This window comes from Paenibacillus sp. cl6col, assembly GCF_900102125.1.
GTDB lineage: Bacteria > Bacillota > Bacilli > Paenibacillales > Paenibacillaceae > Paenibacillus_B > Paenibacillus_B suaedae.
Map to the genome: position 1 here is coordinate 352,100 of NZ_FNAZ01000003.1, position 20,517 is coordinate 372,616.

At 48.3% G+C, this 20,517-nt stretch carries 23 protein-coding genes and 1 pseudogene; 4 read left to right on the top strand and 20 right to left on the bottom strand.

Translation table 11 applies throughout. The annotated features are described in order from the left end of the window. Positions 1 to 73: 73 nt before the first annotated feature. The 4 genes from BLS15_RS09600 to BLS15_RS09615 all read right to left on the bottom strand — a co-directional run bounded on the left by BLS15_RS09600 (position 74) and on the right by BLS15_RS09615 (position 3,324). The gene (locus BLS15_RS09600; RefSeq protein ID WP_021256623.1) at positions 74 to 853 is read right to left on the bottom strand and encodes an SDR family oxidoreductase; all 780 of its coding nucleotides are present in this window, start codon (positions 851 to 853) and stop codon (positions 74 to 76) included. 422 nt (positions 854 to 1,275) lie between these two features. Next, positions 1,276 to 1,593, bottom strand: coding sequence for a hypothetical protein (locus BLS15_RS09605; protein WP_021256624.1), 318 nt, complete (start codon positions 1,591 to 1,593; stop codon positions 1,276 to 1,278). Positions 1,594 to 1,725: 132 nt separating this feature from the next. After that, positions 1,726 to 2,517 (bottom strand): hypothetical protein, encoded by a 792-nt coding sequence (locus BLS15_RS09610; RefSeq protein WP_021256625.1) that lies wholly within the window; start codon positions 2,515 to 2,517, stop codon positions 1,726 to 1,728. Between the two features lie 165 nt (positions 2,518 to 2,682). Then, positions 2,683 to 3,324 carry a YitT family protein gene (locus tag BLS15_RS09615; RefSeq protein ID WP_021256626.1) on the bottom strand — a complete coding sequence of 214 codons (642 nt, stop codon included), beginning with the start codon at positions 3,322 to 3,324 and terminating at the stop codon, positions 2,683 to 2,685. A gap of 650 nt (positions 3,325 to 3,974) precedes the next feature. Between BLS15_RS09615 and hmpA the strand changes: the two genes are divergently transcribed. Then, positions 3,975 to 5,189 (top strand): NO-inducible flavohemoprotein, encoded by a 1,215-nt coding sequence (gene hmpA / locus BLS15_RS09620; protein ID WP_021256627.1) that lies wholly within the window; start codon positions 3,975 to 3,977, stop codon positions 5,187 to 5,189. A gap of 104 nt (positions 5,190 to 5,293) precedes the next feature. On the opposite strand, the gene BLS15_RS09625 is transcribed toward hmpA, so the two are convergent. From BLS15_RS09625 to BLS15_RS09645, 5 genes are all read right to left on the bottom strand, one after another. Next, positions 5,294 to 5,863: a manganese catalase family protein gene (locus tag BLS15_RS09625; RefSeq protein WP_021256628.1), complete on the bottom strand. Its 570-nt coding sequence runs from the start codon at positions 5,861 to 5,863 to the stop codon at positions 5,294 to 5,296. Positions 5,864 to 5,914: 51 nt separating this feature from the next. Continuing rightward, positions 5,915 to 6,184, bottom strand: coding sequence for a spore coat protein CotJB (locus BLS15_RS09630; protein WP_021256629.1), 270 nt, complete (start codon positions 6,182 to 6,184; stop codon positions 5,915 to 5,917). Positions 6,185 to 6,186: 2 nt separating this feature from the next. After that, a complete protein-coding gene (locus tag BLS15_RS09635) occupies positions 6,187 to 6,504 on the bottom strand; it encodes a spore coat associated protein CotJA (RefSeq protein ID WP_081677085.1) in 318 nt (105 codons plus the stop codon). A gap of 197 nt (positions 6,505 to 6,701) precedes the next feature. After that, positions 6,702 to 7,235, bottom strand: coding sequence for a GNAT family N-acetyltransferase (locus BLS15_RS09640; RefSeq protein WP_021256631.1), 534 nt, complete (start codon positions 7,233 to 7,235; stop codon positions 6,702 to 6,704). A gap of 170 nt (positions 7,236 to 7,405) precedes the next feature. After that, the gene (locus BLS15_RS09645) at positions 7,406 to 7,918 is read right to left on the bottom strand and encodes a Crp/Fnr family transcriptional regulator (RefSeq protein ID WP_021256632.1); all 513 of its coding nucleotides are present in this window, start codon (positions 7,916 to 7,918) and stop codon (positions 7,406 to 7,408) included. Positions 7,919 to 8,171: 253 nt separating this feature from the next. Between BLS15_RS09645 and BLS15_RS09650 the strand changes: the two genes are divergently transcribed. After that, positions 8,172 to 8,609 (top strand): YhjD family protein, encoded by a 438-nt coding sequence (locus BLS15_RS09650; RefSeq protein ID WP_021256633.1) that lies wholly within the window; start codon positions 8,172 to 8,174, stop codon positions 8,607 to 8,609. A 365-nt stretch (positions 8,610 to 8,974) separates the two neighbouring features. Here BLS15_RS09650 and BLS15_RS09655 read toward each other — a convergent pair whose 3' ends face one another. The 3 genes and pseudogenes from BLS15_RS09655 to polYB form a co-directional block, all read right to left on the bottom strand. Continuing rightward, positions 8,975 to 9,478 carry a YhjD family protein gene (locus tag BLS15_RS09655; protein WP_021256634.1) on the bottom strand — a complete coding sequence of 168 codons (504 nt, stop codon included), beginning with the start codon at positions 9,476 to 9,478 and terminating at the stop codon, positions 8,975 to 8,977. Then, positions 9,475 to 10,743: a DNA polymerase IV gene (locus BLS15_RS09660; RefSeq protein ID WP_021256635.1), complete on the bottom strand. Its 1,269-nt coding sequence runs from the start codon at positions 10,741 to 10,743 to the stop codon at positions 9,475 to 9,477. The genes BLS15_RS09655 and BLS15_RS09660 overlap by 4 nt, the downstream gene beginning before the upstream one ends. Positions 10,744 to 10,890: 147 nt before the next feature. Next, positions 10,891 to 11,101 (bottom strand): annotated as a pseudogene (gene polYB / locus BLS15_RS09665) (DNA polymerase IV); the annotation flags it as partial. 311 nt (positions 11,102 to 11,412) lie between these two features. Between polYB and BLS15_RS09670 the strand changes: the two are divergent. Beyond that, complete coding sequence (locus tag BLS15_RS09670) at positions 11,413 to 12,144, top strand: SOS response-associated peptidase (RefSeq protein WP_028531230.1); 732 nt, start codon at positions 11,413 to 11,415, stop codon at positions 12,142 to 12,144. Positions 12,145 to 12,231: 87 nt separating this feature from the next. Here BLS15_RS09670 and BLS15_RS09675 read toward each other — a convergent pair whose 3' ends face one another. The 8 genes from BLS15_RS09675 to BLS15_RS09710 form a co-directional block, all read right to left on the bottom strand. Then, positions 12,232 to 12,795: a DinB family protein gene (locus tag BLS15_RS09675; protein WP_021256638.1), complete on the bottom strand. Its 564-nt coding sequence runs from the start codon at positions 12,793 to 12,795 to the stop codon at positions 12,232 to 12,234. Between the two features lie 63 nt (positions 12,796 to 12,858). Continuing rightward, the gene (locus BLS15_RS09680) at positions 12,859 to 13,797 is read right to left on the bottom strand and encodes a helix-turn-helix transcriptional regulator (protein WP_021256639.1); all 939 of its coding nucleotides are present in this window, start codon (positions 13,795 to 13,797) and stop codon (positions 12,859 to 12,861) included. 8 nt (positions 13,798 to 13,805) lie between these two features. Next, entirely contained in the window at positions 13,806 to 14,198 is a 393-nt protein-coding gene (locus BLS15_RS09685) for a cupredoxin domain-containing protein (RefSeq protein ID WP_021256640.1), read from the bottom strand. Positions 14,199 to 14,528: 330 nt separating this feature from the next. Continuing rightward, complete coding sequence (locus BLS15_RS09690; RefSeq protein WP_021256641.1) at positions 14,529 to 14,816, bottom strand: stage VI sporulation protein F; 288 nt, start codon at positions 14,814 to 14,816, stop codon at positions 14,529 to 14,531. 169 nt (positions 14,817 to 14,985) lie between these two features. After that, positions 14,986 to 17,034 (bottom strand): ATP-dependent DNA helicase RecG, encoded by a 2,049-nt coding sequence (gene recG, locus BLS15_RS09695; protein ID WP_090511304.1) that lies wholly within the window; start codon positions 17,032 to 17,034, stop codon positions 14,986 to 14,988. Between the two features lie 18 nt (positions 17,035 to 17,052). Further along, a complete protein-coding gene (locus tag BLS15_RS09700) occupies positions 17,053 to 17,931 on the bottom strand; it encodes a DegV family protein (RefSeq protein ID WP_021256643.1) in 879 nt (292 codons plus the stop codon). 23 nt (positions 17,932 to 17,954) lie between these two features. Beyond that, on the bottom strand, positions 17,955 to 19,658 hold the full coding sequence (locus BLS15_RS09705; protein WP_090511584.1) for a DAK2 domain-containing protein: 1,704 nt from the start codon (positions 19,656 to 19,658) through the stop codon (positions 17,955 to 17,957). Between the two features lie 54 nt (positions 19,659 to 19,712). Further along, positions 19,713 to 20,072 carry an Asp23/Gls24 family envelope stress response protein gene (locus tag BLS15_RS09710; RefSeq protein WP_021256645.1) on the bottom strand — a complete coding sequence of 120 codons (360 nt, stop codon included), beginning with the start codon at positions 20,070 to 20,072 and terminating at the stop codon, positions 19,713 to 19,715. 170 nt (positions 20,073 to 20,242) lie between these two features. Here BLS15_RS09710 and rpmB point away from each other — a divergent pair, with 170 nt between their 5' ends. Continuing rightward, the gene (gene rpmB / locus BLS15_RS09715) at positions 20,243 to 20,431 is read left to right on the top strand and encodes a 50S ribosomal protein L28 (protein WP_005548278.1); all 189 of its coding nucleotides are present in this window, start codon (positions 20,243 to 20,245) and stop codon (positions 20,429 to 20,431) included. Positions 20,432 to 20,517 lie beyond the last annotated feature (86 nt).

Sequence of the window (20,517 nt, forward strand, 5' to 3'; positions counted from 1 at the left end):
CAGAAATGAGCGTTACTAGATACTACGCAGTACAAGTGGAAACGTTTCATTTTTTTCATAATCATTCATTCGTCTAATTACGGAAGCCCCCATCTGAATGGATAATCTGCCCCGTAATCCATTCTGCTTCGTCACTCACCAGGAATGACACTAAGCGCGCTGCATCCTCTGGTGTACCAATGCGCCCCGTTGGGAACTTCGGTCTTAAGAAGTCCTGCACGAATGCTTCCATTCCGGAATCGGTCGGACCAGGATCGATCGCATTCACCGTAATTCGATGAGAGGCCAGTTCAGCAGCCAACGAAGTAGTGAAGGCGGATACTGCCCCCTTTGAGGCTGCATAAGCCAAGTTGCCAGGCTGCGGTTCCTTGTCCTGCCCGGACACGAAGTTCACGATTCTGCCGCCTACTTCCGCAGCCTCAAGCCGCTTGGCGAATTCCACTGATAACATCATCGTTCCTCTTACGTTCACGATACAATGATGATCGATAATCTGTGCCGTCACATGGTGATGGTCGACCTCTATACAATGTGTAGCATTGTTAATGAGGATCGTCGGTCTGCCTAGGCGATTCTCGACTTCATCCAGCAGCCGAACAGCAGCATTGGCATCGAAATAGTCGAGCTCCATATGCTCCACCCGAACCCCGTACTCCCTAAGCTCCTGTGCAAATTGCTCTGGCCAGCTGCCATTCGCGTCCTCATAGCCGGTCTCCTTATCGTAGTGGCACAAGTGTGTAAAGAACACATCGACGCCTTTCGCTGCAAGCTCTCTGCAAATAGCTGCACCAATTCCTTTGGAGCGGCTTGCTCCAGTTACAATTGCAATATTACGTCTATTCTCGTTGTACATATTTATCGTCTCCTTATGGGTAAGGAACGGCAATCGCAAGCGTATTGGAGATGCTCATGTACCAAAAAAAGCAGACACCCATGGCGTCTGCTTGGTCAGTTCATAGCACTTAACCTTGCGTTCCTTGTAATGGGTATAAATAGACACACCTATCCCGTCATCGAATCTCGTTCGGAATGGTACGATCTATTCAGTTACGACTCCATTACAAAGTCCACATATTAAATATGAATCCCCTCTCATACATCTCCTATGCCCTATTGTATGCCTACATTCGTAATATATCAAGGTTTTCTCGCCATCATCCGCCGCGGGCTGCACGTACTGTGCTTGGGATGAGCGCACTGTCAAAAAAAGAAGCCCGGCAGAATGCCGAGCTCCTCTTCTCATGCTTGTGTCATTACATCATGCGCCATTTTCCACTAGCGAACAAATCGCAGCCATACAATATCTCTTCCTTCATTGACCCCAATGCGCACGTTTGCTCCAGGCTGAATACTCCGGAACTCCTCACCTTGAAGATCAGTGGATCCAGTCAAGCGGAATACTTCCTCACGATCCCCCGAATGAATCGTAAGCCGCTCTGCTTCTATTGCCTTGACACTGCCTTCATATTCTTGAACGACTACAGCCGCCTTGCCTGGCTCGATCATCGTGGAATTCACGAAGCCAATCGTAAATGCAGCGGTTCCACCAATAAGTACGATTACAGTTAGGACAATCCACATCCATTTTTTCATACGCAATTCCCTTCTGACTGACTCGGTGCACATACCGCCTTTGCTCCATCAGCGTTTGCCTTCATTATAACATAGGCACTCATGTACCTCACCTTATCAATGACTACGGTGCTTATACTAAGTTCCTGATGTTTATCCTTGGGCAGAGTCAATCTGGGCAGGTTCGCCAAGCTCTAATACCGCCTGCTGCTCGGCAAGAATTCCTGTCATAATCGCTGCATACAATTCACCGATGACCGCACTGGATTCATTGAACGGCTCCAAGCCATCCATCGTCAATACACCGTACGTTCCAAGTGAAATGCAAATCAATGAGCGATAGGGACTCTTCGATTCTTGATTGCGTTCCCAATCCTCGTCTTTCAGCACATCTGCACATTGGACAGTAACCTGCTTACGAAAGGAACGTCCCGCTACAGAGCGATCGATATGAAGATGGCGCTGTCCAACATAATGGTTCGGGAAGCCAACCGAAGCAAGCTGTAGAATTAGTATGGGCTCCTCATACTTCCAAATCCCGCAGCGATGATGACCGCCTGGAGCGCACTTCATATCTACGGCGAGCATATCCAACATCCGCTGCAGCAGGAAGTTCGATTCGTGAAGAACAGCATACGGGTCTGCCATTCCCCGCAACCCATTAAGCGCATCAGCGAACGGCTTCATATTGCGCAGCGCGGACAGCATTTGAGAAGATGCGTGCTCCGTGAGGCCTCCTGTCACTTGCAAATTGTCCACTTTATCCTGCAGCAGCTTCATTCGATCCTCCCGATTGAGCACCTCATGAATAACTTCGGTAAACTTCTTGTTAATATAGAGTGTCTTAATGAAATAAAACACCAATCCTGCCGCAATCACAACAGCAAAGAGCTGATATGACCATGCCGGCAGCTTGTCAAGCATCGCTTTAATGATCGCTTCCATATCGTCCCTCCTCTCTTACCTGTCCTTGGATCAAGAATATGACGGAGAATGAGCGAACATGCATTCTGCCTTTGATTTTTTTCGAATATAACAAGAAAGAACCGTTCAGTCCTCCCTGATCAGGAAGCAACCGAACGGTTCTCTGTATCCCAAACTCGTGCTTGATTATCCGTGTTGATGCCCAACTGCTGGTCGTACCGGGATGGAACGACTGCGTGTCGTGCCAATCTGTACCGTCCACGTAATTACCTTGCCTGCTATGCTGACAGCTAGTATCGTATACAGCGTGTCGACAAGCGGCAGGAAGAATAAGGACAGCAGCAATACCGCTATATCAAAAATAATAAATACTGTACCTATGCTTAAGTTCATCTTACGGCTCATAAATAATGCCAGAATGTCATCACCGCCTGAAGCGCCTCCATGACGCAGCACGAGACCTGCTCCAAGTCCTGTCAACAATCCAGATAGAACAGCTGCAAGCACCATATTACCGCCTAGATTCATATTCCATGGCGAAAAGCGCTCGCACATCTCGTACGTTAACGAGAACACTCCTGTTGCAATTGCCGTATTCATAATGAATGTCCGCCCTTTCAAAAACCAGGCAGCAATAAATACCGGAACATCCATGCATAACACGGTCAGCGCCGGCGACCAATTAAACGTATACTTGCCAAGCAGCGCTAAACCAACAAACCCGCCTTCAGCCAAATGATTCTGAAAATTAATGTGATAATAACTGAAAGCCAACAACATTGATCCTACCATCATCCAAAAAATCTTACGTAATTGTTCGTTCCCCATCTTCGTAACCTCTCGTTTCGTAATGTAGCCCTTCGACTAACCGAGAGGAGACGGATAGGGGTTCCTATCCTTCGAACCATCATAATTCACGCATCCTTCTCGTGTCAGTCTCCGTCATAGCGACAATTGACAAATCAACGAGAAGAAGCTAGATGTAAGAAAGATCATAACGTTTCCAGACTGTCCTTTGGGGTTTCATCCTTCGGGGACGCATTGGTATCCTGATCCTTTCTTGTTTTGTCTTTTGTATTGCTTTACTGATTGTATTATACCATAATGTATATTCCCTCTAAACCAATCCCATTCTGCAAATATCGCTGTCGTTCGGATTTATTTGCAATGAACTGCTCCGAGCTTGGCATAGTCCTAGTTAAGATCGATATCCTCCCTGATTTCCTCCGAATTACTCACAAATTGGACACTTTTACATTTCATTTTTCAATTTTGTCCTATTCGTTGTTGCGTTCCTCTTCTGTTACTCCTCTATTTTTTCATCATGTTCATAAAGCTATCATATTTAGTGTGCGCGAGATCACATTGTGACGAATATCACATCTATAAAATAACAGCATAAACACTGTGATGCCGCATGCATTCGTTCATAATCTACTGCGCATCGTATGATCGTCATTAATAAGGAGGAAACTCTTATGTTACAACCTCGCACGATTGAAATTGTGAAATCTACAGTTCCTGTATTAGCTGAGCACGGCTCTCAAATTACAACACGCTTCTATCAGCTCTTGTTCAGCAATCATCCAGAGCTGCTTAATGTATTCAACCATGCCAATCAACGACATGGCAAACAGCAGATGGCACTTGCCAATGCGGTCTATGCCGCTGCAGCGAATATTGACCGATTGGAGACAATCTTGCCAGTCGTACGCCAAATTGCCCAGAAGCACCGGGCACTTAACATCAAGCCAGAGCACTATCCAATTGTCGGCAAGCATCTTCTGCTTGCTATCAAGGATGTACTAGGCGAAGCTGCTACTGATGACATTATTGAAGCCTGGGCAGAAGCATATGGCGTTATTGCCGACGTATTTATTCAGGTAGAGGCAGAAATGTACCAGGAAGCCGAACAGCAAATCGGCGGCTGGTCAGATGTGCGACGCTTCCTCGTTGTCCGTAAAGTGGAGGAAAGCGACATGATCACCTCCTTCTACTTGAAGCCTGAGGATGGACAGCCAATCTCCTCCTTCCTTCCTGGCCAATATTTAACGGTTCGGGTTCAGCCGGAGGGACATGAAAATACCCATTATCGCCATTACAGCTTGTCCCAAGCCCCTCAATCCGATACTTACCGCATTAGCGTAAAGCGCGAGAGCGGCGGCGAACATGCACCTGCCGGCATCGTCTCCACCTATCTGCATGACGAGGTGCAAGTAGGTGATGTCATCGAAGCGACTGCACCTGCTGGCGATTTCACGTTGAAGCCAGGTACGGCCCCAGTTGTGCTGATTGGCGGCGGTGTTGGACAGACACCTCTTCTCAGCATGCTGCACACGCTGGCGGCAGCAGAACCGAAGCGGGATGTCTATTCGATTCATGCTTCGCGCAATCAAGCGGCGCATGCTTTTGGTCAAGAAATGAATGATCTAGCCGCTCAGCACAGCCATATCCATACATTCTTCTGTTATGAGAAAGGCAGCGAGGCAGAAACTTCTGTTCACACCGGCTTCGTGGACGCGCAGTGGCTTAGCTCCATCGTTCCCGCTTCCGTATGGGAGGATGCGGACATTTACTTCTGCGGCCCAGAACCATTCATGAAGGCCATCTACCGAGCAGTGAAACAGCTTGGGGTTTCTCCTGAGCGTATTCACTACGAATACTTTGGCCCAGCAGGTTCCTTAGAAGTTTAAACGGCAATGACGACAGAAGGGACACTTCTTGGCTCAGCAAGGGTGTCCCTTCTTCATGTTCGTTATCCGAATCTCTCAACATTCTCTATATACAACTGCGGGAATTAGAATACTTTTTTCAGTTCCCGCTCTTCCTTCAAAATCTCGACAGCCTCCCGGAAGCGCAAGGAGTGCACGACTTCCCTCTCACGCAGGAACTTCAATCCATCCTGCAAGTCGACATCATCCGTCATGTCGATTAACCATTGATACGTAGCACGCGCCTTCTCTTCTGCCGCAATATCCTCATACAGATCCGCGATCGGGTCGCCCTTGGCCTGTATGTAGGTCGCCGTCCATGGATCACCAGCCGCATTGCTGTAGAACAGCGCCTTCTCATGCGCTACAAAATGTGGCCCCAGCCCTGCATCCTCCAGTTGCCGCGGTGTTGCATCCTTCGTCAGCTTATATACCATCGTGGCGATCATTTCGAGGTGAGCAAATTCCTCGGTCCCAATATCCGTCAACAACCCAATTACTTTATCTGGTATTGTATACCGTTGGTTCAAGTAGCGCAGCGCCGCTGCCAGCTCTCCATCCGCCCCCCCATATTGCTCCATCAACAGCTTTGCCATGCGAGGATCACACTTGCTGACACGTACTGGATATTGCAGCTTCTTCTCATAGATCCACAATTCCGCGTCCCCTCCTGTCCACCAAGTTATTTGCCGCCTGACGACGCACTGCTAAATCTGCCATGGCCAAGGCGTGGTAGCCCATGTAAATGGACAGCCCGAATAAGAATGGCCGAAGTTCATAAGCGGGCCATACTGCTCTTGGAACTGATGGGCAACCTTCATTCGCTCACTGACGTAGTAATTGAACTGCTGAATCGCCTGCAGATCTCCCGGATGAGTGTCCAAGTACAGATTCAGCTCCAATAATACGAAGTCGATTACTTGCAGCTGTTCCAAGCTTCTGCGGTATGCCTCGGTTTGATAAGGATGTACACTCATCGTCAAGCTTCTTCCTCCCCTCGCTGGTTTCTGCGGGAATGGTACGGGCTGTATAGGGCAGGCCATAAGGTTCCACAGCGTAGTGCCTGCGCAGGTGGGAACTGTGGGAGATTAGGTGGCTGGAACGTGATGAACTGGTTGATGGGTACGACAAAGACGGAATAAGGCAGTGGCGGACAGGGGTCACACGGACTTCGGAACGGGAAAAATACACGCTCTTGCGGCACAGCCTGTTCCGTCGGACAACAGCCGCTTCTCTCTTGCTGTCCAACCGGAGGCAGATCTTCTGAAGCTAAATTTCGCTGTAATTCGTGTTCCATGACACTCTTTACGCCTCCTTGCATTCATGTTCGCATTTACTCGATCTCTTACTTGTATGTGAGAGTAGGAATGTCCCATGTACATAATTTAAGCCAAGATGTGACAGATCTGATTCTCTGTACACCTTGGCTTTGTTGGCGGTATAGGAATGAATGTCAAATGATAAAGAAAGAGTGTTGAGCTTCGTTTCTGTCGCTTACGATACAATCCCTCTGTTGGTGATGCTGTATATCGCTTGCTGTTCGCCAAATCTTTGCACCGTATCCCGGAAGCTCATGCCGATTCGTTCCAAGAGCCTGCATGAGGCCTTGTTCGCAGCTTGTGTTTCGGCGATCACTTCAGGCAATCCTAGTTCGCGAAATGCGTAATCAATCACTGCTGTAACTGTCTCTGCCGCATATCCAGAGCCCCACCATTCAGGCAGCAGCTCATAAGATACCTCCGTACTGACGCCATCATGGTGCGTATCCAGAGAAATCAACCCGATAAACGCATTCGTTTGCTTTTCTCTAATGATCCAGAACGAGGCTCCTTCCTGAGAAGCAAGCATTCTGCGGAAGCTGCCTGTAATCGCCTCTTCCTCTGTCCATGCCCCGCCCAGATATTTGCGTACCTCCTCGTTCACATACAGCCGTCTTACGTTATCATAGTCACTTGCTTGCAGCTTGGTAAGTGTACAACGTTTCGTCTCAAGCAACATATAGCCCTCCGATATGATTACAGGATTCAAAATGATCCTCCTATTAAAGCACACTTGGGTGGCATTTGAAATCCCATCCTATAATCTTTATTTACATAGATCTATATCTATACCGGCACGAGCCCTCACGGCACAGCGCTTGTCAGCTTCAAATAGCTCGTGCATGTTTATGTAATTCCTAAGCATGCGTGTTATCCATTCTACCCGTGTTGACCCTGACGAAGAAGCCGATTTACTGTTTCCCGCCGCAAACCAATAAATTGGCCGATTTCTTCTTGTGTCAATAATTCGGTAATAGGCATCGTATCCGCATAGCTTCTCAGCCATGTTGACAACAGCTCTAGTCGTTCACTCGGTGTCCCGATAGTCAAATGATCAATGCGCTGCTGCATGAAACGCAGCTTATCTTGAAGCAGCTTCGCAACATCCAGCGCCTTGTCCGGCTGCTGCCTCAAGCCTTCATACCACTCCTCAGCCGGAATCCGTTCCACGACCGTCTTAACCATCGCGATCGCTGTTCCGTGACATTCCTTCGGCGTGATTAAGGAATGATGCGGGACGATTTCGCCCGTGTATACGAGGTTAAACAAAATAATATTGCCGTTCTCATGCAAGCGTGTAACCTTGCACAGCCCACTTATAATGCGGTACAAATACGTTCCTGGATCTCCTTGTCGAAATAAAACTTCTCCCCGATGCAGTGTCATAATCATTTTTGCTGCCCCCCTAATTGCCGTTCCGTCTATGAATGCTGCCACATTCGCACGTATGTTGTACCTATTGTACCGATTTCTCACCCTTTTGACCACGTTTGGTTGTTGAAATACGAATATTTGTTCGGTATTATGGATATAATAAGAACAAGGGTTCCCCTTCTGCTCTTTTTAAATAGATATCTCATGCCTCACACGACATGAGGCCATGCATATGGCATACACGCGATATATACAAGGAGGAAGAACGCGCATGGGCACACCATTCGCATCGAACGGCTCTCCCCCCCACAACGGAGAAGATGCCTACATCGTCAAGCAATATATTATTCAAACGCTAATCTTGGATGTGCTGGAACGCGACATTGAACGGATTGGAGCCTCTAATTTGAAGATGGCCGACATCTACACACAATGTCTAAGACAAGCACAAGATAATGTTTCTCTCGATTTGTACCGCCTACGCAAACAGTTTCGCAACCGCGGCATTAAAGTGTATGAGGAGGAACGGCTTGAACATGGGATTCGTGTCCAATACGTATGCCGAGGCTATCAACATTCGTTCTACATGCTGCGCGGCTTGATTCGTGCAGAGGTGAAGAACCGCATGCAGGCTTACTTGAACATTGCCACCTCCCAAGCTTCGAATCCAGACACAAGTATGGGCAGTCCCCTTACTCGGCACCAATAGGTTTACAGCCCCATATTCACCGCTGCCTCATCTTATCCACTTCCTCAGAACAATGCCCCTTGGCAAGGACGGAGCAGCCGCTCTTCTGATGCTTGCTAAGGGGCATTTCTGATCACGTGCTTTCCCAGCATCGTCAATGAGACAGCCCGCAGAATTCACTGCATCCTCGAACCTTCGATTGTTGGAGTCTATCCCCTATTAACGCTGTGGATGAATACACAATGGAAAAGATAAAAACCTGTTGAGGATTTCTCAACAGGCTAACCAGTCCCGAGTTGGGGAAATTGGCATTCTTCGTTATGGCTTTGTCAGGCTTAGAAGTCAAATTAGGCTCAGGTGCTCTCTTTCTTCTTCTCTTGACTCGATTAATAACGCGGCTCTATTTCAACTAAGTTGCTTAATTTAGTGGTAAGTCTGTCCGTGTATCGAGCTAACCTTCTGCTTATCTCCATCTTCATGTACTCTTTCGTTATATGAAAACTATCCTCATAGCCATGGTACGCATAGTGTAATATCATTGTACTATCATGCTTCTCTTCATCTACAATACGAATTTCTTTTTTCAACATCTCCTGTCTTCTTTTGGACAGGTCGGTAGAGATATCATTTGCAAGGATTTGAGCAGCCTTGGTATACAGAGATTTCAATGTCTCAGAGGATCCCTTCATTTCGTGAATTTTCTTAGTTACCATCGTACACATCACCGAAAGTAGAACATAATCGCGCATTAATTCAATATCTTCCCTCTTTGGCTGGTTTAACTCCCCGCTTGACGTATCACTATGCCTTCTCAACAGAGCCTCCCGATGTTGCGGTAACATCATCCGGCTGGACTCCCAAAGACCATTCTTCTCGAGCTTTTTACTCATTTATAATGCCCCCCGATTTTCAGGGATCTCTCTACCGCTTGACCTGCATAGGTAAGAGAAGAAGCTCTGATAATTGCCGCATTGCCATATCGATCCTTAATCATATCCGTCACCTTATCCAGTGCTCTAGCTCTGACTTGATCTTCAAAGAGCGTTAGTTGATACTGCTGGTCATCTTCCAATGTGCTTAGCATAACACCTACACGACGTACAGGCATTCGATCCCAATATTGATAAAAAATTCGCTTGACCATATCAAATACTTTATTTGTATGATTCGTCGGATCCGGCATTTTCATTTGGCGTGAGAATCCTGTGGGCGCTTCATACGGGCTGCACATGCAGCTTACGGTTACGACCCAGCCCATATACCCTTTTATCCGACAATCTCGGCAGACTTCCTCCGTCAACTCCAACAGGATAGTATCGATCTCCGTAGAATGCACATAATCCCTCGGCAGGGTCATCATGTGACCAATCGATTTGGGAGGTGTTTGAAATGTACCCGGTGTTACCGGACTATCATCCAAGCCGTTCGCAGTTCGCCACATCACCTCGGCATGAATATCCGACTGTTTGCCGAATCGAGCTCGAAATTTATTTTTGAGCTGGGGCAATGGAGTTCTCGCAATATCCCCAATCGTAACTATCCCTAGTTTCGCAAAATGCTTGCACATTCGAGATCCAACACCGAACATTTTATGAACGGGCTCTTTCCACAGCATGGTGGGAACGTCGGATGGATGCAAAGTAAAAATACCGCTTTTATTTTTTTTGGCCCAAATATCCGTTGCCGTCTTAGCCAATATTTTATTGGTACCGATCCCGATTCGAATCCGCACCCCTGTCTGGAGCATTACCCGTTTCTGGATTTCCTTCGCAATGGTGATTGGATCACCAAAAATGGATTGACTGGCTGTCACATCCAAAAATTGTTCGTCAATACTAAACACTTCAACCAAATCCGTAAACTCTTCATAAATCTGAGTAATCATCAATGAAACATCGATATAATGCTGCATACGAGGACGCATAATGATGAGATCGGGGCATTTCTTGAGTGCTTCACCCAACCGTTCGGCTGATGTCACACCAAAACTTTTAGCGATCGGGCACGCGGCCAGAATAATCCCTGAACGACGTGTAGGGTCACCAGCTACTGCTACTGCTTTATTTTGATATTCTGGATGATCTGCTTTTTCTACACTTGCGTAGAAGCTTTCGCAATCGGCCAAAAATATTACCCTTTCCCTTTTCTGACTCACATTAAAGCCCTCCAATAGTTATAAATCATATTACATACACAATCACAAAATAAGAACGTATATTCCTATTGTATGACGAACGTACATTCGTTATGCAAGTAATAGGCTGCCCGGCACATCCAAATGCTGTTCATCCATACGGGGCTAAACAACAATAAGGTCTGCACATTTACTAATGGCTTCGCCAAGTCGAGCCGCCCCACTGTATGACACCATGCTTCTTAGTTGTAGGGCAAGCTGCAAGTGCGATACCAGCACGACGAGCAGGATCGCCTACTACAACTAGCAGACGATCCTTGTATTCAGGGTGTGAAACCTTCCCCGCACTCGCATAGAACGATTGACAATCTGCCAACATAATAACTCGTTCTCATGATTTATTCGGTTTGCCATCCATACACCCTTCACCCCACTGAGAACGTTTGTTCTTATACACTCAGAATACCGAACATACATTCTCTTTTCAACAGGGATATTTTGAAAATTCGGATCGAATGGTGTCGAGCAGGCAAGGATCTACTGCGGATGGCGTATAACTTCAAATTCACGCTGAATGTATGTAAAGTTTAAGTCGTTTCATGTGACTGAGGGATCACCTCACGGGAAGGAAGAGAATGTGATATGATGAGATCACCATAGGATAGAACGGACAAGAGAGGAAGACGTAACGTGTGTGGACGATATACATTAACCGTGACCATTGAACAGCTAATGGCGCACTATCTGCTTGATTCAGGAGCCCTCGTGCCCTTCCATGAGCCGCGCTACAATATTGCGCCGAGCCAGCAAGTACCTGCCCTGATTCATGATGGTACGAAGCTGCGGCTTGGACCGCTTAAGTGGGGCCTCATTCCAGCTTGGGCGAAGGACGAGAAGTTCGCTGCACGAACAATTAATGCACGCGCCGAAACCGTTGGGGACAAGCCCGCCTTCCGCCTCCCATTCCAGCGGAAGCGATGCATTATACCAGCAGACAGCTTCTATGAATGGAAACGCAGTCCAGATGGAACGAAGCAGCCTATGCGTATTAGACGCACTGATGGCGGTATTTTCAATATGGCAGGATTATATGACACATGGGTCAATCCCAATGGGGAGAAAATCAGCACCTGCACGATCATCACGACGACTCCGAACGAGCTGATGGAGCCGATTCATGATCGAATGCCGGTTATTTTACCAGAGGATCAGCTGTCATTCTGGCTTGATCGCCGAATGACCGACACTGGGAAGCTTCAATCCGTTCTCCTTCCCTATCCGTCTAAGCTAATGGAGGTCTACCCTGTCAGCGCTAAGGTGGGGAATACACGAGTGGACGATCCCTCCTGTATCGAGCAGATAAGCGAGCAGCACCAAGAGGAGACACCAGACAGCGTCCCCCCTACCTTATTTACGCTATAAACCTATCTCTAGCATATAGCAGTATCACGCCATGCTCCTTCATCTCGCAATCGCGCACCTTAGAGCATCCGATACTCCGATGCTCATTCAATACGAGGCTGATGGAGTTCCCCGGAGAAATTCCGCCAGGCGTCCCCGCTGTAGAGCATGGTGGCGGAAGTGCATATCCACAAGCAAGTACCATTCCATCGCACTCAAGTAACCGAAGCCTGGATGCATCGTTCTATGATGCTCTGGAATCGAAGCAATAACAGGTTCAAGCTCGTTCATGCGCCGCAGTACTGCCTGCATGCCTTCTACAATCTCCTCCTTGCTGGCCGGTTGGGGTGGCGTATATTCTGGAGAGGCTGGCACCTTCACACGAATAGGAGGGATGCTCCCGGCCGCAAAGACCATACTGCCCTGCTGCGTCTTCTCCAACTGGTCACTACTAGCTGCATCTGCAGTCATGTCGCGGCATACTTCCACCTGGCGAAGCTGCATAAAGAGCGCAGAGCGGATCAAATGCATATAGACCTGCCCGAGCGACCACTCCTCCTCACTTGGCTTGCGTGTAATCTCCTCCATACTATAAAGATCAAGCTCCTGCACAACCTGCTTCACTGATTCCTCCAGGCTTAACAGTGACTGATGCGGGGTCATATTTGTCATTAGTAAAGCTCCCTTCGAACGAATATACCCCTACTATACGCGAACGCTACTGACAACAGTATGTCAGTAGCGTTTTAACTGCTGCAATATTTTTTCTGCCTCAAAGCGGACAAGGGCTGTAAGCGACTCCGGTTCCAATACAACAGCTGCCGAACCCCACCCTAGAATCCAACCAAGCACATCTTCAGGTTGTCTCACTCGCAATGTCACAAGTGCCCCTTCTGGATGTTCCTCCATGGTATCGATAAAGAAATATCCCTGCTCCTTCACACGCTCAGCGGCAGCGGCGTGCAGAAGCACACGTACAAGGAGCTGGCGATCATCTGTCGGCTGATAAGACTGTAGGGAGAAGTCGGGCGGACGAGTGAATGATTCATCGAGCAGTTCTAAATCCTGTATGCGACTAAGTCGGAAATGTCTAAGTCCCTGTCTAAGATGACAATAAGCCACCATCGACCATGTTCCTTTGATATGCACAATCCCGTAGGGATCTACCTTGCGAACATGTTCTCTACGGCCATCGTCCCCTTGAACAAGCTTCACATAGCGGAGGCGCACACTTCGCTCCTCCATTACAGCACGCCGCAGCAGAGCAAGTCCTTCTGCATGCGCAGAATGGGCAATGAGCTTCAAGGAAGAGCGCATCCGTTCCGTATCCTGCCGTACCGATTGTGGCATGACTGATTCAAGCTTGCGCCGAACGGCCTGTATCGTATCTTCATGAGCTCTTCCGAACTGCTGCTCCATATAATCTACGCCAAGCAAAATCGCCTCTGCTTCCTCCGCTGTAAAATGAACAGGCGGCAGAAAATAGCCATCCATGAGCGAGTATCCTTGGCCGGGAGCTCCGATAATCGCAACCCCTGCTTCACAGAGCGCCTGAATATCGCGATAGATTGTACGGACACTCGTCTCGAATACAGATGCCAGATCTTCTGCACGCAGCGTACCTCTGCGCTGCAGCTCCAGTACAATCGCCATCATGCGATCCGTCTTATTCATCGCTAGCTTTACTCTTCAACAACAAGCTCGCCCTTCATTCCATCATGGCCAGAACCGCACATGATCGAACAATGGAACTCAAATGTACCCGCCTTATCTGCTGTGAACTCGGCAGTTGCGCCGTCTTCCTGCAGTTCTACGTTGTAGTCCTCCAGCTTCAAACCGTGCAGACCCTGCTTATTGCTCAGCGTCAGCTTCACCTTATCGCCCTTCTTCACCTTAATGGTTCCAGGTTCGAATTTATAATTTGTTGCCTTAATGGTTACCGCACCTGTCCCTTCAGAGGAAGTAGCCGTCCCCTCCAACTCTTTGGCGGAATCTTTCGCCGAGCCGCAGCCAGCAAGAGATACAGCCAGCAGCATGGCAGCTAATGCAGCTGCGCCAATTTTCATCTTCTTCATGTCATTCGCCTCCACATATAAATTGATTAAGAAATGTCAATCATCTACAAACGTTATACCCCTATATAAGCATATTTTGCATGTACGGATCGCAAAAATATTGAAGTGTGCCGAATTCGTCACCATTGCAAGGCCATTTCGTGAGCAATGTACTCGATGATCATCATTCTCTACTATTCAGAATCCTCCCTAGACCTATATTGCTGCAATGAAGCCAAACCCTATTAACCAGCATAGATCCGGCATAACGCACAAGAAGCCCAGTCCTCCTAAGAGAACTGAGCTTCTGCGTATAACTATAGAACCAAGGCTTCAAGAAAAGGGCGTGTATCAGCGGAACATCCCCCATAGCTTCAATAAATGGAACGTATTGTTCGGATCGATCTTCTGCGCAATGATAAAATCAGCGAACTGATCCTCCTGCTGGCTCGTTAGCGGCTCATTGAGCACCTTCGCGATTTGCTTCATCAAGCGCTTAATTGTCGCGCGATTTTGCAAATCTGCCTTGCTCAATCCTTCGACAAGCTTTTTCACACGATCTTTCGTCACCGGATTTTTCAATTTCAGCTTTATTCGCTCCACCAGCTGTGGGCTAATGCCGTATTTTACATAACTCATGCGGGCAGCACCTCCAGAACATATCCTGCAAATCCATGCAAGTTCAAAAAGGTTGGTTATCAAAATCATGCGTTTTGAACAACCTCTAAACGGAATACTGTTCCAATATATGCTTGCCCGCTTGTCTACTATCCGCCCGTTTTCATTCTATCCGCACTACTACCATCGACTAATCGAGAAGCTCCCCTTGGAATAGCTGCTCCTGCTGGGCAGCATCGCGGAGCGGAGCGTATTCAAGCGATGTCCAATACGCCTCAGATCGGATAAGCTCTGCTGCATCATCCCGCGCCTGTTCCAGCACAGCGAAGTCGCTCGACATATCCGCGACCTTGAAGTCTGGCATCCCGCTCTGCTTCGTTCCGAAGAAGTCGCCAGGACCGCGCAGCTCCAGATCGCGCTCTGACAATTCGAAGCCATCGTCTGTTTCCGTCATAATGCGCATACGTTCTTGCCCAACCTCCGACTTCGGATCCGCAATGAGTACGCAATAAGACTGATGCTCGCCGCGTCCGACACGTCCACGCAGCTGATGAAGCTGAGACAAGCCGAAGCGCTCTGCATCCATCACGATCATGAGCGTCGAGTTCGGTACATCAACACCAACCTCGATTACAGTCGTCGATACAAGTACATGAGTTTCTCCTGTACTGAATGTGCGCATGACCTCGTCTTTCTCTGATGGCGTCATGCGGCCATGCAGCAAGCCAACATGCAAATCCGGAAAGGCCTGCTGCATTTGCACATGCACATCAATCGCATTTTGCACATCCAGCTTGTCCGACTCTTCAATAAGTGGACAAATAATATAGGCTTGGCGACCAGCGGATACCTCACGACGGATGAAGCCAAGCACTCGATCCATCATGTCATGCTTCACCCAGTATGACTTAATGGCTTTGCGTCCTGCAGGACGTTCACGGATTGAGGATACATCCATATCGCCAAATGCCGTAATCGCCAGCGTGCGCGGAATTGGCGTCGCCGTCATCAGAAGCACATCTGGATTCATCCCCTTGCGCCGTAATATACTCCGCTGATTGACACCGAACCGATGCTGCTCATCTGTTACGACAAGGCCGAGCTTCCGATAATGAACGTCATCCTGGATAAGCGCATGCGTCCCAACCAAGATATCGATCATGCCCATCTGCAAGGAAGCAAGCAGATCCTTCCGTTTCCGTCCAGTCAAGCTGCCGGTTAACAGCCCAACCTCAATGCCATGCGGTTCGAACAGCTTCGTTAGCGAACGCATATGCTGCTCCGCTAATATTTCTGTAGGCACCATGAGCGCTCCCTGATAGCCTGCACGTACGGTAGCGTACAGGGCAACAGCGGCAACAACCGTCTTACCAGAACCAACATCACCCTGAAGCAGACGGTTCATGCAGGTGTTGGCCCGCATATCACGTAAAATATCGGTTACAGCCTTCTTCTGGCCATCTGTAAGCTCGAAGGGAAGACTGCGGACGAACTCGCGAATTGTTGAATTATCCACCTCATGTGCAACGCCGTCGGCGCGCTCGCGAGTCACCGCACGGAATACATGCAGCTTTAACTGGAATAGCAGCAGCTCCTCGTAGACCATTCGTCTTCGTGCTTGCTTGCCTTCCTCCGCATCTTGCGGCATATGCATCGCTCGTACTGCCAGCTTGCGCGGCATCAGTCGATAGCGCCGCATCAATTCCGGGGGCATTAGCTCAGGAATTGCTTCTCCGAACTGTTGGATCGCTTGGGTAATCGTCTTGCGCATCCATGTCTGCGTAATCTTGCTGCCAACCGAATAGACCGGCTGCAAGGTATTCTTACGCCCTCCCCCACGGTCAGAGAATTCGGATGTCGACACCGTCATTTGCAGCCGGCGTTGATCCCACTTCCCTGTCAATACAATCTCCCGGCCTTGTGTCAGCTGCTCGCGCAAGTAATGGCGGTTGAACCAGGTGGCCGTAATGAGCCAATCTTCTACCATCACCTTGCAGGACAAGCGAGACTTGCCCCCAAATCGCTGAAGGACAGGAGCACTCATCACCCGTCCCTCAACAGTTACTTTCTCTCCATCCTTCAGCTCGCTAAGCGGACGAAGATGAAAATCATCATAACGATATGGAAAATAATCAAGCAAATCAGCAACGGTAGAGATGCCAAAGGCGTGAAGCTCTTGTTGTTTCGAAGCGCTCACGCCTTTGATCATCGTAACCGGACATTGTTTAAGTTCAATCATAATTGCACCACACTTACCCTATTGCATAGATTCGGCAGTATCCGTATCAGCGCGCCACATGAACACAGCGCCTACGCCTGTTCCGACGTGGGTGCCGATAACGGCTCCGATGGCCGTATATGACAAGGAGCGAATATCAAACCGCTCCTTAATCGCTTCCATTAGTTCATCTGTTGCAGATTGGTCACTCGTGTAGCCCATCACGACATGAACCGGATGGCCTCCGTGATCCCGCTCCAGCAGTTCAACGATGCGTGCAACAGCACGCTTATGACCGCGAACCTTGTCCACTGCACATACTTCACCTGCACGATCTACAGACAAGATAGGCTTAATGTTTAGCAGAGTACCGAACATCGCAGCAGCTTTGCCGATACGTCCGCCTTTATGCAAAAATTCCAATGAATCCACTAAAAAGTATAAAGAGCGCTCCGCTTGATATCGATCAATCATGGACAGGATCTCGTCCTTGGATTGACCTGCTTTTGCCATGCGAGCCGCCTCAACGACAATCAATCCAAATCCATAAGAGGCTGACATCGAATCAATAATTGTAATATCCGCCTCATCCTCGATCATACTCTTGGCGAGAACCGCAGATTGATACGTTCCGCTGAGCGCTGCGGACAAATGTATCGAAATAACTTGGGTGTCTGATTCTGTAGTCAAACGCTTATATACATCCAAAAACTCAACTGGCGAAGGCTGAGATGTTGTAGGAAGCTTGTCAGCCTGCACCAGCTTCTCATAGAACTGTTCCGCGGTAATCGTTACAGAATCTTTGAACATATCCTGACCGAAATGCACCTTGAGCGGAACCATCTCGATTCCGTAGCGTTCACGCACATCCTGCGGAATATCCGCTGTACTGTCCGTTACGATACGAATATGACTCATACAGAATCCCCCTCCACATTGTCCTACTCTACGGAGATGATATAGGAATAGATCGGTTGACCGCCTTGATGCACTTCTACTTCAGCGTTCGGATATTGCTCGCTGAGCCATGCAACAATCGCTTCCGTATCCTCGTCCTTCGCTTCTTCTCCTGTAAGAAGCGTCACGACTTCCCCATTGTTCTCCAACATCTTTGTCATCAGCTGCTGCAGCGTATCCGCAACCGATTCCGTCGTCGTTACGATCTTCCCGTTTACAATACCCATATAATGTCCAGCCTTAATTTCCAGACCATCCAACGTCGTATCACGCACCGCGTACGTCACTTGACCAGACGTAATATGAGCGATAGCGTCCTCCATCGCACAGCGGTTCACTTCCAAGCTCTCGTCTTCTTGGAAGGCGAATGCCGCTGCAATCCCTTGTGGAATTGTCTTGCTAACAAGTACTGTTACATCACGTTCCACGATTTCTGCAGCCTGCTTCGCAGCCATCACGATGTTAGAGTTGTTCGGCAAGATGAAGATATGCTGTGCCGAGATCGACTCAATAGCGTCGATGAAATCTTGTGTACTTGGGTTCATCGTTTGTCCACCAGAAAGCACAACGTCTACGCCCAAGCTGCTGAAAATATCCCGGATGCCATCGCCCATTGCTACAGCGATAAAGCCATAAGGTGCAAGTTCTTCAGCTGGCGGCTCAACCAAAGTGGATTCTACAGCTACTTCCTGTACAGGAATTTCTGCGAATAATTCAGGCATAGCAGACACATCGCCGTGTTCGCCATGAATGATCTCACGGTGCTGCTCGCGCATATTCAAGATGTGCATTTGCGTCAGCTCGCCATACTCCATGGCCAGATCGAATACTTCACCTGGCTTGCGGGAATGAACGTGAACCTTAATGATCTCATCATCTGGAATCACAATGATCGAATCCCCATTTTCGGCAAGCGCTTTCCTGAAATTGTCTTCATCGAACGGCTTAGATACCCCTCGCGTACGATCAATGAAAAATTCCATATCATACAAGAACTCAATATCTTCCGTATGCAGCTTCGCTTGTGCAGAAGCATTCACATGCGGAGTCGCTGCTCCGGATGGTATATGAACGGCTGCAGACGCAGTCGACTCATGGAAAGAACCATCTGCGGATTCCAGAACAGCCAAGAAACCTTCATAAATGTATACGAGGCCTTGTCCACCGGAGTCTACAACGCCTACTTGCTTGAGGACGGGCAGCATATCCGGCGTCTTCGCTAATGCTTCCTTGGACTTCGCCAATACCTCACGCATAAACTCCGTCAAATCCGGAGTACGACGGGCAATTTGAACAGCGTACTTGGCTGTTTCCTTCGCAACTGTCAAAATCGTCCCTTCAACCGGCTTGACGACAGCCTTATAAGCGGTATCAACACCACTCTGCATCGCATGGGCGAACTGAACCGAGTTCACCTCATCCAAACCAGCAACACCACGGCTAAAGCCGCGGAACAATTGAGACAAAATAACACCCGAGTTACCCCGGGCTCCCATTAGCAATCCTTTGGACAAAACTTCTGCCGACTTGGCGATGGATGCAGACATCTTCGCTTTCAGTTCAGTAACGCCTGCTGTCATCGTCAAATTCATATTCGTTCCCGTATCCCCATCAGGTACCGGAAAGACATTTAATGAATTGACATGCTCTGCGTGGCGATTCAGACTGTCCGCACCACTTAGCACCATATTGGCAAATTGTGTTCCATTTAAAGAACGTATATTCAACGAATATTCCCCTTCCTAGCTTAATACGCGTACGTCTTGGACAAAGATGTTGACTTGCTCGACTGACAGGCCAGCTACATCATTCAATACATATTTCACTTTCTGTTGAATGTTGTGCGCCACTTCGGATATTTTCGTTCCGTAGCTAACAATAATATATAAATCGATATGTAGCGCATCTTGCTCCCGGCGCACTTCGACACCACGCGTCAGATTTTCGCGACCAAGCAGCTCAGCAATGCCGTCCTTCAACTGCTTGCGCGAGGCCATGCCCACAAGTCCATAACATTCCATTGCCGCTGATCCGGCGATGACTGCTACGACCCCTTCGGAAATATTCACAGCTCCGAGATTGGTATCCAATTGAATGGCCATGGTTGTTCCACCCCTTTTTGTGAGTATTATGGACTAATCAACATTGTACTATAATAGAAAACAGAAATAAACAAAGTTTTTGATTCAGTTGACGAGGCTTTTTCATATATGATATCATATTTGAGTATTTAATTGTATGAGGGTTGTTTTGGGATAAGGAGGTGTAAGGCATGGCTCGCAAATGTTATGTAACGGGGAAGAAACCTGGATCCGGTAATCACGTGTCGCACGCGAATAACAAAAACCGCCGCACTTGGGGCGTTAACGTTCAGAAGGTTCGCATCTTGGTAGATGGCAAACCTAAACGCGTCTACGTGAGCACACGCGCTTTGAAAGCAGGTAAAGTGACTCGCGTCTAATCCCATGTAAGATATACAAAAAGCACCTTGACGCGATCAGGTGCTTTTTTTCATATCGGGATGAACTCCTCATTGACATCGTTCAA